This window comes from Morganella psychrotolerans (assembly GCF_965118875.1).
Taxonomy (GTDB): domain Bacteria; phylum Pseudomonadota; class Gammaproteobacteria; order Enterobacterales; family Enterobacteriaceae; genus Morganella; species Morganella psychrotolerans_C.
Genome location: NZ_CBCPJD010000014.1, coordinates 64,254 through 78,360, shown reverse-complemented (window position 1 = coordinate 78,360; position 14,107 = coordinate 64,254). Strand labels below are relative to the sequence as shown.

Here is a 14,107-nt window from a genome sequence, read left to right as displayed (position 1 = left end):
CTTGCGGTGAATGCCCAGTGTAGTGAGTTTTTTATCAAAATCCATACCAATCCGCGATAAAGCCGATTATCATCGTGCGTTAATCTGAACACTCACACCCCCGACGACAATCCGGTGCTGTGGCTGACTTCAACAACTTATAACGGATTCATATTATGTTGAAAAAATACCTCTTTCCGCTGTTCGCGCTGATATTATTAGCTGGTTGTCAGGCACCGTCGAACACCTTATCCATCGAGCCTGTGATGAAGTTACCACCGGCGGATCCGACACTCGGTGCAACAACCATTTCTATTACCGGTGTCGATAACCGTTCATCTCAGACACTGGCTGAATTCAGTCGTAACGGTCAGCTGGCACAGTTGCGCCCGTCACGCGATCTGCGTTTTCTGCTGCAGGAAGCCCTGGAAAAACAAATGGTTGCGCGTGGATTCATGATTGGCACCCCGGCGGCAGCAAACGTTCAGATAGCAATAAATACCTTTAAAGCGAATGTTCAGGAAGGCAGTGTCCGCCATAACATTACCGCTAACATTGAGGTTACCGTACTCGCCACCGCGCAAAATAACAGTACAAAAAGCAGAACATTCCGCACCAGCTATAATGTGCAGGGACCGTTCAGCGCCAGCAATGCAAAAGTGACGGATGCCTTTAACCGCGCACTCAGCGACATTGTTGCAGACATGGCACAAGACACACAAATCAGTCAGTTCATCAAACAAAACGCCCGCTATTAATCTATCTATACCCAACGTCATTCACGCCGTCAACGAACCTGCAGTTTGAATGAATAAGTGTATAAACAGCCCTGTCCTTCGGGTACAGGGCTGTCCGTGCTTTTCTGTTAATAACAGTGTGTATCACCGCCGGTGATGCGTAAGGATAATAATGTTCCGGAGTATTTGGGCAACTTACAGTCAGCGGAATGCCCGTATTCTTTTACTGCTCGGGTTTGCTTCCGGGTTGCCGCTGGCACTGACCGGCGGGACACTCCAGGCCTGGATAACGATTGAAAATGTCGATATTAAAACGATCGGTTTTTTCTCGCTGGTCAGTCAGGCGTATGTCTTCAAATTTCTGTGGGCGCCCTTTATGGATCGCTATCAGCTGCCGTTTCTCGGACGCCGCCGCGGCTGGATGCTGACCACACAGATAATGTTGATCATCAGTATTATCGCGATGAGCATGATGAAGCCGTCAGAGCACCTCTGGTGGCTGGCTGCTGCTGCCGCTGTTGTCGCGTTCTGTTCCGCATCGCAGGATATTATTTTCGATGCCTATAAAACAGATCTGCTTTCCGCCAAAGAGCGCGGCACCGGGGCTGCAATATCAACATTAGGTTACCGGCTGGCGATGCTGGTTTCCGGCGGGCTGGCGCTGCTGATAGCACACCGCTATACCGGCTGGCAAAATATGTATCTACTGATGGCGGCAATCATGCTTGTCGGGGTATTCGCCACTCTGATGGCAAAAGAGCCCGAAACAGGCGCTCCGCCGCCACGGACACTGCGGGAAGCCGTACGTGATCCGCTGGCTGAGTTTTTTGGCCGTAATAATACCTGGCTGCTGTTACTGCTGATCGTCCTCTATAAAATGGGGGATGCATTTGCATTAACACTCAGTACACCGTTTTTGATCCGTGGTGCCGGGTTCGGCCCTGACGAAGTCGGGCTTATCAATAAAACCCTGGGACTGGCAGCAACGATTATCGGCGCGCTGTACGGCGGTTATCTGATGCAGCGCTGGAGCCTGTTTAAATCACTGATGTTCTTCGGGATCATTCAGGGATTTTCAAATCTCGGCTATTGGGTACTGACCGTTACACCACAAAATATTTATATGATGGGTGCCGTTGTATTCATCGAAAATATTTGTGGCGGGATGGGAACGGCTGCCTTTGTCGCACTGCTGATGACACTGTGCAACCGGTCATTCTCAGCAACACAATTTGCCCTGCTGTCAGCACTTTCCGCCGTCGGGCGCGTGTATACCGGACCATTCGCCGGATGGATGGTTGAGTTCTACGGCTGGAGCTGGTTCTATATGTTTACTGTCGTTGCCGCCATTCCGGGATTGCTGTTGCTGTTACTGTGCCGGCAGACGCTGCGCTACACCCAGGAAACAGAACAATTCCTGCCACGCCGCCATTTCCGTTCCGGTTACCGGCTGGCTCTCTCATTGCTCGGGATCACCGCCACCCTGTTTACAGCCAGCCTGATCCTGCTGCTTACCGGTGTGTTCAGTCTCACCCCTGAATTCATTCCCGATACACTGAAAGGTGACATCTTTATTTACGGTCTTAATATCGGGATTGCCGGTTTATTCCTGGGCGGACTGCTTGATTATTGCGCACTTCGCAGGGATAAACTGACCTGACGCTGCTACTAATACCGGAAAAAATTCAATCAAAAGTTTATAAAGCCAGTTTAAACTGGCTTTTTTGTTGTCATTTTTTAGATATTAATCACATTTAATATAATTTATTTCTTAAAATTACATTCAAAACCACAAATACATCACATCCCTTATTCTCCTTTTTCTCCCTTCGCCCTATATTCTCCGTTGTTATTTCTGACCTCTTAACTCTTTAACTACAAAATAAATAGCTGACAAATTATGAAAAAAACGACTATTGCGGCCATCATCGCTGCAACCGCCGCGTTTTCTGCGCAGGCAGAGTATCAATGGGGATTTGCAAACGTCAGTATGAACTACCTGGACTGGACTGAGCACACGACGCATAAGAGCGGAAACAGTTCACATAAAGACGACTTTGCTTACCTGGAACTTGAAGGCGGTGCCGGTTACTCCTGGGGCGAGCTTTACGGCTTCTTCGATCTGGAAAATGCGTTTAACAGCAAAACAGATTCTGACGCCGGTGATAATCAACGCTACACATTTAAAACCACGGGTCGCTTCTATCTGGGTGACAGCGGTTTTAACGCTTACGGGCACGTTTACGGTACCTATTCACTGCCGGGAAACGGCGGCAATTTCCATGAAGTAAATACCCTGTACGGGATCGGGTACAACACCGATTTCCACGGTTTATGGCTCAAGCCATTCGCGGCACTCCACTATGTTGATCAAACGTTTTACAGTGGTAACAACGGCTATGTGCTTGGCTGGGTTGCCGGATATGACTTCAACCTGTGGAATGAAAAATTCAGTGTCACCAACTGGCATGAAATGGAATTTAACCGCAACGAACGTTACGGCAATGGCGGACGAAATGGTATCAATGGGGCGCTCGCCTTGTGGTGGACACCGGTTCCGTCTGTCACGACCGGTATCCAGTACCGCTATGCTGATAATAAATTAGGTGAAGATTTCTATCAGCAGGCAATAGTTTATAGTATTAAATATAACTTCTAGATCACATTTTCAGACCACGGGGGGGAAAGCCCCCGTATTCTTACTAATAACTTGTTTCTGAATAGAAAAATTTCACTAGCCTGTCATATAAAGTGTAATAATTAGTGTTATCTCCTTTCGGTATTGCACTCCCTAATCTAAGCTTAAACATCAAATTGTCTCTTGTTTGTTAAAAGTAAGTCTTTTATTTTACTTTTACATAAAAAATTACCCACTTGTGATCCTTTTAACATAAAGAGCCAACAATCGGTGTAATTCTATTACATATATTTACACTAATCCTACCTTGCCGTAATATGTGCGGACTGATGAAACGACAATAGTACTGAGCACCTTTATTTTTGGGGTCGTTGGATGAGCTTATGAACTACAAAAAGAGTATCGGGATAATCATGCTGCTCGCAGCCACGCTTTTATCAGGCGGGTGCGATATGGTATTGATGGATCCAAAAGGCACTATCGGAGCACAGCAGAAAACGCTGATTTTAACTGCAATTGGTCTGATGCTTATTGTGGTCATACCGGTCATTATCATGACAATTGTTTTTGCCATGCGCTACCGGGAAGCCAAAAAAGCAACTTACCGTCCTAACTGGGCGCATTCAAACAAAATTGAACTTGTCGTCTGGACTGTTCCAATCATTATCATTCTGATTCTGGGAACAATTACGTGGAAAACCACCCACGAACTGGATCCTTACAAACCTCTGGTCAGTGATCAGGAACCTGTCACTATTCAGGTTATTTCTATGGATTGGAAATGGTTATTTATCTATCCGGATCAAGGTATTGCCACTGTGAATGAGATTGCATTCCCGGTCGGTGTTCCCGTCAATTTCAAAATCACCTCTGACTCTGTAATGAATTCATTTTTCATTCCGCAGTTAGGCGGCCAGATTTACGCAATGGCCGGCATGCAAACCAAACTGCATCTTATTGCTGATGAACCGGGTGTGTATAAAGGTATTTCCGCGAGTTACAGCGGTCATGGTTTCTCTGACATGAAATTTACCGCAACCGCCACCCCGACACGCGAAGCCTTTGATGAATGGGTTGCTAAAGTGAAAGCCTCACCGGATACCCTGAACACCACTGACGCGTTCAACGCATTAGCAAAACCGAGTGTCAATAACCCGGTCGCCTACTTCTCAACCGTCAAACCAAACCTGTTTGTGGACACCATTAACAAATTTGGTCATGCCGGTCATGGCAGCGCGAAAATGCAGGAAGGCGAAAGCCATTCAATGATGGATATGAGTGCAGATGAGCATGGCAGCCATACGCCTGCAGCAACTCATTCCGGGAATAAGGGGTAAAGCATGTTCGGAAAATTAACACTGGATGCAGTTCCCCTGCATGAGCCGATTGTCGTTGTGACGTTACTCGGTATCGTTTTAGGTGGTCTTGCAGTCCTGGGTCTAATCACCTACTTCCGTAAATGGACGTGGTTATGGACCGGATGGTTAACGACAGTTGACCATAAAAAAATTGGTATTATGTACATCATCGTGTCACTGGTGATGTTAATCCGTGGTTTTGCTGACGCCATTATGATGCGCGCCCAGCAGGCACTCTCTTCCGCCGGTGAAGCCGGGTTCCTTCCGCCTGAGCATTACGACCAGATTTTTACCGCTCACGGCGTTATCATGATCTTCTTTGTGGCTACGCCATTTGTTGTTGGTCTGATGAACCTGGTTGTGCCGCTACAGATTGGTGCGCGGGATGTTGCTTTCCCGTTCCTGAACTCCCTGAGTTTCTGGTTCTTTGTCGTCGGCGTCCTGTTAGTGAATATTTCACTGGGTGTTGGTGAGTTCGCACAGACCGGCTGGCTGGCTTATCCGCCATTATCCGGGCTTGAATATAACCCGGGTGTCGGGGTTGATTACTGGCTGTGGAGTCTTCAGATTTCCGGTATCGGTACATTGCTGACCGGGGTTAACTTCTTTGCCACCGTACTGCGTATGCGCGCACCGGGTATGTCGATGATGAAAATGCCGGTCTTTACCTGGGCGGCATTCTGTACCAACATCCTGATTATCGCTGCATTCCCGATTCTGACTGTCACCTTAACCGGCCTTACGCTTGACCGTTACATGGGCACCCATTTCTTTACCAATGATATGGGCGGCAACATGATGATGTACATCAATCTGGTGTGGGCATGGGGTCACCCGGAAGTGTATATCCTGGTTCTGCCGGTATTCGGGGTCTTCTCTGAAGTCACTGCGACATTCTCGAAAAAACGCCTGTTCGGCTACACCTCTCTGGTGTGGGCAACCATCGCGATTACCGTTCTTTCTTTTATCGTCTGGCTGCATCACTTCTTTACCATGGGTTCCGGTGCAAACGTCAACGCCTTCTTTGGTATTGCCACGATGATTATCTCCATTCCGACAGGTGTGAAGATATTTAACTGGCTGTTCACCATGTATCAGGGCCGTATTGAACTGAAAACACCTATGCTCTGGACTATCGGCTTCATCATCACCTTCTCTGTTGGTGGTATGACCGGGGTTCTGCTGGCAGTACCGGGTGCAAACTTTGTACTTCATAACAGCCTGTTCCTGATTGCACACTTCCATAACGTGATTATCGGCGGTGTGGTCTTCGGGTGCTTTGCCGGTACTGCTTACTGGTTCCCTAAAGCTTTCGGTTTCACGCTGAATGAGAAATGGGGTGTCCGCGCATTCTGGTGCTGGTTCATCGGTTTCTTCGTTGCCTTTATGCCGGTTTATGTGCTGGGCTTTATGGGTATGACCCGTCGTATCAGCCAGAACATTGACCCGGTATTCCATACCATGCTGGTTATTGCAGCCGGCGGCGTGGCAATTATCGGTGTCGGTATTCTGTGCCAGGTTATTCAGTTCTACGTCAGTATCCGGGATCGTGACCAGAACCGTGACCTGACAGGTGACCCGTGGGGCGGACGTACACTGGAGTGGGCAACATCATCACCACCGCCGTTCTATAATTTCGCTGAAGTACCGGATGTTCAGTCCCGCGATGAATGGTGGGACATGAAAGAAAAAGGTACCGCTTACAAGCGCCCTGCAAAATATGAAGATGTTCATATGCCGAAAAATACGGCAGCAGGTGTGATTATCGCCGGTTTCAGCCTGATCTTTGGCTTCGCCATGATCTGGCATATCTGGTGGCTCGCGATTGTCGGTTTCGCCGGTATGATCGTCACCTGGATTGTAAAAAGCTTCGATGAAGATGTGGATTATTATGTTCCTGTGGCGGAAGTCGAAAAAATCGAGAACGCCCACTACGAACAACTGAGCAAGGCAGGTGCGGATAATGTCAACTAATACCCTGACTCAACATAATAACGCCCATGACGATCATGGGCATCACGATGCAGGCGCAACCAAAGTCTTCGGATTCTGGATTTACCTGATGAGTGACCTTATTCTGTTTGCGAGTCTTTTCGCCATCTACGTGGTACTGAAAGACGGTACTGCGGGCGGCCCGGCCGGCAAAGATATCTTTAATCTGCCGTTCGTTCTGGTTGAAACCTTCCTGCTGTTATTCAGCAGTATTACCTATGGTTTTGCCATGCTGGCGATGAACCGTAACAAGGTCAGTCAGGTTAATCTGTGGTTATTCGTAACTTTCCTGCTCGGCCTCGGTTTCGTGGCAATGGAAATTTATGAATTCCATGAATTAATCAGTGAAGATTATGGTCCGGATCGCAGCGGCTTCCTGTCCGGCTTCTTCACCCTGGTCGCAACACACGGTATTCACGTCACCGCCGGTCTTATCTGGATAATTATCATGATTATCCAGAACAGCCGCCGCGGACTCACGGAAGTGAACAAAACGCGCCTGAGCTGCCTGAGCCTGTTCTGGCACTTCCTGGATGTTGTCTGGATTTGTGTGTTCACCGTTGTTTATCTGTTGGGGGCACTGTAATGAGTCATTCAAATACAGCAAATACCGGTGCAAGCCACGGTAGTGTGAAAACTTATCTGATTGGCTTTATTCTGTCTGTCATTCTGACAGTCGTGCCTTTTTACATGGTTATCGAGGGCACAGCATCACCATCAGTGATTCTGGCGACCGTCGTCATTAGCGCCGTTGTACAGATTTTGGTTCACCTGGTGTGCTTCTTACACATGAATACCGCCTCTGAAGAGCGCTGGAACCTGATTGCGTTCCTGTTCACTCTCCTCATTATCGGTATCGTGGTAATTGGTTCGCTGTGGATTATGTACAACCTGAACATCAATATGATGGTCGATTAAAGGTTGCCGATATGATTAAGCAATACCTGCAGGTCACCAAGCCCGGAATTATTTTCGGAAACCTGATTTCCGTGATAGGGGGATTCCTGCTCGCCTCCAAAGGCGATATTGATTACCCACTGTTCATGGCAACATTGCTCGGTGTTTCACTGGTCGTGGCCTCCGGTTGTGTATTTAACAATTATATTGACCGCGACATTGATTCTGTCATGGAACGCACCAAAAACCGCCCTCTGGTCAGAGGGCTGATTGACCCTAAAGTCAGTCTGGTATATGCCTCTGTACTGGGTATTGCCGGTATGGTCCTGCTTTTGGTCGCTGCGAATGCGGTTGCTATGCTGATTGCGGTTGTCGGGTTTATCATTTATGTCGGGGTTTACAGCCTCTATATGAAACGTAAATCCGTTTACGGCACGTTGGTCGGCAGCTTATCCGGTGCCGCTCCGCCGGTTATCGGTTACTGTGCGGTGACGGGACAATTTGATACCGGTGCCCTTATCCTGTTGTTAATCTTCAGTTTATGGCAAATGCCGCATTCGTATGCAATTGCCATCTTCCGGTTTAAAGATTACCAGGCGGCCAATATCCCGGTATTGCCGGTGATTAAAGGTATCTCTGTGGCTAAAAACCACATTATCCTGTATATCATCGCCTTTATGTTTGCCACTCTGATGCTCGCCATCAGTGGCTACGCGGGATATAAATACCTGATTGTCGCAGCGGCAGTCAGTGTGTGGTGGCTGGGAATGGCGCTGTCGGGTTATAAAACAACTAACGATCGCCTGTGGGCGCGTAAGCTGTTCGTATTCTCCATTGTCGCCATTACGTCTCTCAGCGTCATGATGTCAGTGGACCCGGGTGTCGCTAATGATACCCTGCTGGCCTACGTCCGGTAATAACAGTCCTGTGTAATAACAAAATGGCAGGGTTCCCCTGCCATTTTGTGTTTAGCAAAAACCGCAAATCTCATTAGAATGTGGTGTCTGTCTTTTTGAGGTTACTCCATGAACGATAATAAAATGACCCCGTCCGAGCGTCGTGCGACCTGGGGGTTAGGCTCGGTATTTTCTTTGCGCATGCTCGGCATGTTCATGGTACTCCCCGTTATCACCACTTTCGGTCTTGATCTTAAAGATGCCACCAGCCCCCTGACAGGCTTTGCTATTGGTGTTTATGGCCTGACTCAGGCTATCTTTCAAATTCCTTTCGGTCTGCTCTCAGACAGAATCGGTCGCAAACCGCTGATAATCGCCGGGTTGATTATTTTTATCGCCGGCAGCCTTGTTGCTGCATTCAGTGATTCCATTTACGGCATCATTGCCGGTCGTGCCCTGCAAGGCGCGGGTGCCATTTCTGCGGCTGTCATGGCTCTTCTTTCTGATGTTACCCGCGAACAAAACCGCACAAAAGCAATGGCATTCATCGGGATAAGTATTGGTATCACCTTTGCAATCGCACTGGTTCTGGGGCCGATCCTTGCAAATATTGTCGGTCTCAGCGGATTATTTCAGGGAATTGCCCTGCTCGCGTTTCTTGCCATAATCGTCACATTGTATGTCGTACCTGATAATCCGGAGCACCGGAAAAACCGCGAAACGGCCATTGTTAAAGGCGCAATAAAACGGGTCTTATTTGATAAGCAACTCACACGGCTAAATTTCGGGATTCTGGCACTCCATACTCTGCTGATGGCAACCTTTGTTGCTCTTCCGCTGGTCATGAGCAGTGCAGGACTTGATCGTGAATTACACTGGAAAGCCTATCTCTATACCATGCTGATTGCCTTTGTTTCCGTTTTGCCGTTCATTATTTATGCAGAAAAATACCGGAAAATGAAACAGGTATTTATCTGTTGTGTCGTGATGATGATGCTGGCAGAAGTCACTTTTTTGCTGGCCGGGAAAAACCTCTGGTTACTGTATCTCGGGCTGCAAATTTTCTTTATTGCGTTCAATGTGATGGAAGCAATTTTACCGTCCCTTATCAGTAAAGAAGCCCCCGCCGGATATAAAGGCACCGCAATGGGGATTTACTCCACCAGTCAGTTTCTCGGCGTTGCGCTCGGCGGCACCCTCGGCGGATTACTGTATAACATAAACGGTGCATTCGCTGTGTTCGGCGGCGGACTTGTTCTGACGCTTATCTGGCTGGCAGTCAGTATGACACTGCGCCAACCGCCGTATGTCAGCAGTATTCGTCTGGATTTACCAAAAAATGATATTAATTATCAATTAATCGGAGATATATTGCGCGGACAGCCGGGGGTCAGTGATGTGGTGATTATTGAAGAAGAACGGGCGGCATATATCAAGACAGACACAAAATTGTCGAACCGCAGCCAACTGGAAGCCGTGCTGCAGGGATAATCAAAAACCGGCAACCTGTAAAACGGGTTGCCGGATAATGCTTAATCGCGGAAATTTTTAAACTGGAACGGCTGTCCCAATTTTCCTCCGCGTACCAGCGCCATAGCAGCCTGCAAATCATCACGGGCTTTCCCCGTAACACGGACTTCTTCGCCCTGAATCTGCGCCTGAACTTTCAGCTTACTGTCTTTAATCAGTTTGACGATTTTTTTCGCCAGCGCTGTATCAATACCCTGCAGCAATGTGGCTTCCACACTGTACATTTTTCCGCTGTGTTCCAATTCATCCGGAACCGTCAGAGATGCGCCTTCAATTCCGCGTTTCGCCAGTTTTTCACGAACGATATCAATCAGCTGGTTAACCTGGAAATCGGACTCACTGGTCACTTTAACACTGTTATTTTTTTCATTGAGTTCAATTGTGGCGCTCACATTACGAAAATCAAAGCGGCTGGTCACTTCACGCTGCGCATTTTCCACGGCGTTACGCACTTCATGTAATTCAACTTCAGAAACAATATCAAATGATGGCATTGTATGATCTCCCTATATTCAACTGACCGGCATAATACCGGGTTTATCAAACCAACAAAAGCACTATATTTTCCGCTGTATTTACTAAGGCAGTACCGGTACAAAAGTGGTATTATTCAGTGATATTGCTCACATCTTTTTCACTGTCCGGAGTCCTTATGAAAATAACAGTACTGGGTTGTGGCGCAATCGGGAAACTCTGGCTTGCTGCACTGTCCGGCAATCATGAGGTGCAGGGATGGCTGCGCATTTCCCAACCCTATCTGAATGTAAATATTGACTCTCTTAACGGAGAACCTTTCTACGGTCAATTTACCACAAATGACCCGGAATTCCTGGCTGAAACTGAATTACTGCTGGTTTGTCTGAAAGCCTGGCAGGCTTCAGAAGCAGTCAACCAACTGCTGCCGAAAATACCCGAATCCTGCCCTGTGCTGTTGCTTCATAACGGCATGGGCGTTGCCCGTGAATTATCACGGGTAACCAATCCGCTACTGACCGGCATAACCTCTCATGGTGCATTTGAAGAAAATGGTTTACTTCACCACACCCGCCGCGGCATGACCCACATTGGTCCGGTCAATGATCGCGCCCGTCACTACGGTTATCTTGCTGATATCCTGCATGATGCCCTGCCTGACGTTGCCTGGCATAACGAAATTGATGCTGCCAGCTGGCAAAAACTGGCGGTGAATTGTGTTATTTCCCCGCTGACGGTCATTTATGACTGTAAAAATGGCGGGCTGATGGCGCATCTGCCACAGGTTCGCGAGTTGTGTGATGAAGTTGCTCTTGTGATGCAGCGGGAAGGTATCCATACTAACAGTGCGGACATTTATGAATATATCCTGCATGTCATTGAAAAAACAGCAGACAGCAGTTCATCAATGCGCCAGGATATTCTCTATGGCCGCTATACTGAAATTGATTATATTACCGGCTATTTGCTGCAACGCGCCCGTTATCACGGAATTTTACTGCCGGAAAATATTCACGTTTACAGCCTCGTAAAACAGAAAGAGGAACAAAATGCCCCCTTCAGTTCTCATTTGTCTCGCTGACGGCTGCGAAGAAATTGAAACCGTCACCACGGCTGATTTACTTATCCGAGCAGGAATTCAGGTGACACTAGCCAGTGCCAATAATGATGGTGGTTGCCTTATCACCGGCTCACGGGGGATCCGCTTACAGGCCGATCTCCCGCTGGTGCGTGTTGCCGATGAACCTTTTGATGCCATTGTGCTGCCGGGCGGATTAAGGGGGGCGGAAAATCTGCGGGACAGTCCGCTGGTGATTGAAAAAATCCGCCGGATGCAGTGTGAAGAAAAAATTGTGGCGGCCATCTGTGCAGCACCATCCGTTATCCTGGTGACTCATCAACTGTTTCCCCTCGGTAATATGACCGGCTACCCGGCATTACAGGATAAAATCCCCGAAAAACAGTGGATTAACCAACGTGTTTATTTTGATGAGCGGGTAAACCTGCTGACCAGTCAGGGTCCTGCGACTGCAATTGATTTCGCGTTGCGCCTGATTGACAGACTGTGCGGACAGGAAACAGCGGCGCAGGTTGCCGGCGAACTGGTTCTGCCACCGGGGATTTGGAACTATCAGGATCCGACTTAACAGATACCGGCAGATCACTGATTATGATAACAAACGCCCGGCATTTATCCTGCCGGGCGTTTTATTGTCTGAAATAAAATCAGGGTATTTCTATCTGCTGCCACTCTTTCGGTTTCAGTGAAAAACGACCGTCTTTGAGCTTATTCCAGTTAGTTTGCCGCACCTCTGAAGACATAAATTCACTCTCCTGTGAATCGACCTGTTGCCACTCATCCGTTTCTGTCCCTTCTTCCGTAACCACGGTTATCCGCTGCCAGACATAGCAGGAAAACGAGGTTCTCAGCGGTTCGTAATAACAGGCAACCACATCATCTTCGCCGTCTTTATTCACATCTGCCATAAACCCGAGGCATTCTGACTCCGTATTTTTTTCCTTACAGTACCAACTTTCCGGAAAATCAGGCTTACCCGCCCACCAGCTGTCAGGCAGTGCCGGGCTGTTTTTGGCAATAAGCAGAACTTCTTTCAGAGTAACTGCTTCCCTTTGCTCATAAGGCGAACGCTCCAGTTCCGTACTGTATTGCGGGGAAGCCTTCAGTGTGGCAAGTGCTGCTTCACCACGACGTCCGAGGGATTCAAGGCGGTATTTCAGATCAGAATCTATCTTAATTTTTCCGTCTCCGATTGCTGCCATCAGGCTGTTCACTGAAATACGCTTAAAATCGGCCAGCGGGCTGCTGATCACCAGTATTCCGGCGATCAAAACTAATATCCCTGTTTTATTGATAGTACCTAACAACCCAGCCCAATTACTGCGGCGGCAGAACACTGCAATACTGTATGCGAGGATAATCGCGGTTAAAAACAGCGCAAGTGAAAATGCATACAACCGGCTGATACTCCAGCTGTATTGATTAACGCGCGTAAGGATCCCGTACAGCGACAGCACAGAGAAAATATTCAGTAAAACAATACTGAACAACACAAAGTGATTCAGCCAGCCCCGGAAACGAAATGGTTCCGCGCCTGCGCCATACACCAGATTCAGCAGAATAATATTCAGGATCAGAAACCAGAGCATGGTAAATGAGTCCAGTCCGCCGACCCGAGCCCCTGTACCGGCAGAAAAAATAAGCCCTGCAATAAATATCACTGCAATGATATTCAATACCGGTAACAGAACCCTTGCAACATAACCTGCAATTTTTCCCGCCTGAAAATCAAAGGCTGAGCGCATAAAGACCAGGCTGATATTAAAACCCAGACAAAAACCAACCCAGTAAATCAGTGCATTATCAAATATCTCACTGAGATAGGTGAGATTCACAATACCAAACAGAAAACCGGCCAGTTTAATAATCCCGGCAACGATCCCCCCGATAACACAGGCAAGGACACCTAATACCGCGTTACGGATATAACTGTTAATTAAGCTGAGATAGTCAGGATTGCGGGCGCCGGAACTCAGGCGTAATTGCAGCCATGGCAGCAGAAAGAAAAACAGCAGGGTCAGCATCACTATTGCGGTGAATGGGTCAGCATTACTCTCTGATGTTGCCTCTCCGCCGTACCAGAAGTTAATCCAGACAATCAGCAAAGCGGCACATACAAGACAGAGATAAAACAGTGCTGATTTGAGAGTCGTGACCAGATAGCTGCTTACTGACGGCACAAATATTGCCAGTAACATCGGCAGATAAGCAACCGGCGCCGGCAACCCGATATAATTTCGCAGCGTATAATCCATCGCCGCATACAGAACAACAGCCTGTAAAATAGCCATAACAATAATAAAAAAATAAACGTAACGGCTGAACGACGTCTGTTGTATTGCGTTTTTCATCCCGGATCCTTGGTCAGTGAAAAAGTGTCACGTATATACTCTGAATAATTCAGGATACATGCAGGCGGCACGCGACGCCAGACGGAGAACACAGTGACAAGGCCGGGCTCTGCGCAATCAACAGCATCCTGAAGTATGGGGTATAAAATAAAAAACCCCGTGTTTTCACGCACGGGG

The 14,107-nt window shown here is 47.9% G+C and carries 13 protein-coding genes; 11 read left to right on the top strand and 2 right to left on the bottom strand.

All coding sequences use genetic code 11. From position 1 onward, the window contains the following. Positions 1 to 155: 155 nt before the first annotated feature. The 9 genes from ACMHKJ_RS14230 to ACMHKJ_RS14190 all read left to right on the top strand — a co-directional run bounded on the left by ACMHKJ_RS14230 (position 156) and on the right by ACMHKJ_RS14190 (position 9,988). A complete protein-coding gene (locus tag ACMHKJ_RS14230) occupies positions 156 to 737 on the top strand; it encodes a YajG family lipoprotein (protein ID WP_413494881.1) in 582 nt (193 codons plus the stop codon). Between the two features lie 151 nt (positions 738 to 888). Beyond that, entirely contained in the window at positions 889 to 2,376 is a 1,488-nt protein-coding gene (gene ampG, locus ACMHKJ_RS14225) for a muropeptide MFS transporter AmpG (protein ID WP_413494879.1), read from the top strand. 240 nt (positions 2,377 to 2,616) lie between these two features. Continuing rightward, positions 2,617 to 3,375: a nucleoside-specific channel-forming Tsx family protein gene (locus ACMHKJ_RS14220; RefSeq protein ID WP_413494877.1), complete on the top strand. Its 759-nt coding sequence runs from the start codon at positions 2,617 to 2,619 to the stop codon at positions 3,373 to 3,375. Between the two features lie 362 nt (positions 3,376 to 3,737). Then, entirely contained in the window at positions 3,738 to 4,691 is a 954-nt protein-coding gene (gene cyoA / locus ACMHKJ_RS14215; RefSeq protein WP_413494875.1) for a cytochrome o ubiquinol oxidase subunit II, read from the top strand. A gap of 3 nt (positions 4,692 to 4,694) precedes the next feature. Then, positions 4,695 to 6,686: a cytochrome o ubiquinol oxidase subunit I gene (cyoB, locus tag ACMHKJ_RS14210; protein ID WP_413494874.1), complete on the top strand. Its 1,992-nt coding sequence runs from the start codon at positions 4,695 to 4,697 to the stop codon at positions 6,684 to 6,686. Further along, positions 6,676 to 7,290: a cytochrome o ubiquinol oxidase subunit III gene (locus ACMHKJ_RS14205; RefSeq protein WP_413494872.1), complete on the top strand. Its 615-nt coding sequence runs from the start codon at positions 6,676 to 6,678 to the stop codon at positions 7,288 to 7,290. The genes cyoB and ACMHKJ_RS14205 overlap by 11 nt, the downstream gene beginning before the upstream one ends. After that, positions 7,290 to 7,622: a cytochrome o ubiquinol oxidase subunit IV gene (locus ACMHKJ_RS14200; protein ID WP_067425208.1), complete on the top strand. Its 333-nt coding sequence runs from the start codon at positions 7,290 to 7,292 to the stop codon at positions 7,620 to 7,622. Before ACMHKJ_RS14205 ends, ACMHKJ_RS14200 begins: the two co-directional genes overlap by 1 nt. A gap of 11 nt (positions 7,623 to 7,633) precedes the next feature. Then, positions 7,634 to 8,518: a heme o synthase gene (gene cyoE, locus ACMHKJ_RS14195; RefSeq protein WP_067399045.1), complete on the top strand. Its 885-nt coding sequence runs from the start codon at positions 7,634 to 7,636 to the stop codon at positions 8,516 to 8,518. Between the two features lie 108 nt (positions 8,519 to 8,626). Then, complete coding sequence (locus ACMHKJ_RS14190) at positions 8,627 to 9,988, top strand: MFS transporter (protein WP_413494870.1); 1,362 nt, start codon at positions 8,627 to 8,629, stop codon at positions 9,986 to 9,988. Between the two features lie 41 nt (positions 9,989 to 10,029). Here ACMHKJ_RS14190 and ACMHKJ_RS14185 read toward each other — a convergent pair whose 3' ends face one another. Further along, positions 10,030 to 10,521: a YajQ family cyclic di-GMP-binding protein gene (locus ACMHKJ_RS14185; RefSeq protein ID WP_413494868.1), complete on the bottom strand. Its 492-nt coding sequence runs from the start codon at positions 10,519 to 10,521 to the stop codon at positions 10,030 to 10,032. A 158-nt stretch (positions 10,522 to 10,679) separates the two neighbouring features. Here ACMHKJ_RS14185 and panE point away from each other — a divergent pair, with 158 nt between their 5' ends. Both panE and yajL read left to right on the top strand, forming a co-directional pair. Next, positions 10,680 to 11,582 carry a 2-dehydropantoate 2-reductase gene (gene panE / locus ACMHKJ_RS14180; protein WP_413494866.1) on the top strand — a complete coding sequence of 301 codons (903 nt, stop codon included), beginning with the start codon at positions 10,680 to 10,682 and terminating at the stop codon, positions 11,580 to 11,582. Then, the gene (gene yajL, locus ACMHKJ_RS14175) at positions 11,551 to 12,147 is read left to right on the top strand and encodes a protein deglycase YajL (protein ID WP_413494864.1); all 597 of its coding nucleotides are present in this window, start codon (positions 11,551 to 11,553) and stop codon (positions 12,145 to 12,147) included. Before panE ends, yajL begins: the two co-directional genes overlap by 32 nt. Before the next feature lie 79 nt (positions 12,148 to 12,226). Here yajL and ACMHKJ_RS14170 read toward each other — a convergent pair whose 3' ends face one another. Beyond that, positions 12,227 to 13,930: a DUF7057 domain-containing protein gene (locus ACMHKJ_RS14170; RefSeq protein WP_413494862.1), complete on the bottom strand. Its 1,704-nt coding sequence runs from the start codon at positions 13,928 to 13,930 to the stop codon at positions 12,227 to 12,229. Between the last annotated feature and the right edge of the window lie 177 nt (positions 13,931 to 14,107).

Excerpts from the sequence above, each read along its gene's own strand:
- ACMHKJ_RS14230 (WP_413494881.1), top strand. The coding sequence starts at position 156 with ATGTTGAAAAAATACCTCTTTCCGCTGTTCGCGCTGATATTATTAGCT.
- ampG (WP_413494879.1), top strand. The coding sequence starts at position 889 with ATGTTCCGGAGTATTTGGGCAACTTACAGTCAGCGGAATGCCCGTATT.
- ACMHKJ_RS14220 (WP_413494877.1), top strand. The coding sequence starts at position 2,617 with ATGAAAAAAACGACTATTGCGGCCATCATCGCTGCAACCGCCGCGTTT.
- cyoA (WP_413494875.1), top strand. The coding sequence starts at position 3,738 with ATGAACTACAAAAAGAGTATCGGGATAATCATGCTGCTCGCAGCCACG.
- cyoB (WP_413494874.1), top strand. The coding sequence starts at position 4,695 with ATGTTCGGAAAATTAACACTGGATGCAGTTCCCCTGCATGAGCCGATT.
- ACMHKJ_RS14205 (WP_413494872.1), top strand. The coding sequence starts at position 6,676 with ATGTCAACTAATACCCTGACTCAACATAATAACGCCCATGACGATCAT.
- ACMHKJ_RS14200 (WP_067425208.1), top strand. The coding sequence starts at position 7,290 with ATGAGTCATTCAAATACAGCAAATACCGGTGCAAGCCACGGTAGTGTG.
- cyoE (WP_067399045.1), top strand. The coding sequence starts at position 7,634 with ATGATTAAGCAATACCTGCAGGTCACCAAGCCCGGAATTATTTTCGGA.
- ACMHKJ_RS14190 (WP_413494870.1), top strand. The coding sequence starts at position 8,627 with ATGAACGATAATAAAATGACCCCGTCCGAGCGTCGTGCGACCTGGGGG.
- ACMHKJ_RS14185 (WP_413494868.1), bottom strand. The coding sequence starts at position 10,521 with ATGCCATCATTTGATATTGTTTCTGAAGTTGAATTACATGAAGTGCGT.
- panE (WP_413494866.1), top strand. The coding sequence starts at position 10,680 with ATGAAAATAACAGTACTGGGTTGTGGCGCAATCGGGAAACTCTGGCTT.
- yajL (WP_413494864.1), top strand. The coding sequence starts at position 11,551 with ATGCCCCCTTCAGTTCTCATTTGTCTCGCTGACGGCTGCGAAGAAATT.
- ACMHKJ_RS14170 (WP_413494862.1), bottom strand. The coding sequence starts at position 13,930 with ATGAAAAACGCAATACAACAGACGTCGTTCAGCCGTTACGTTTATTTT.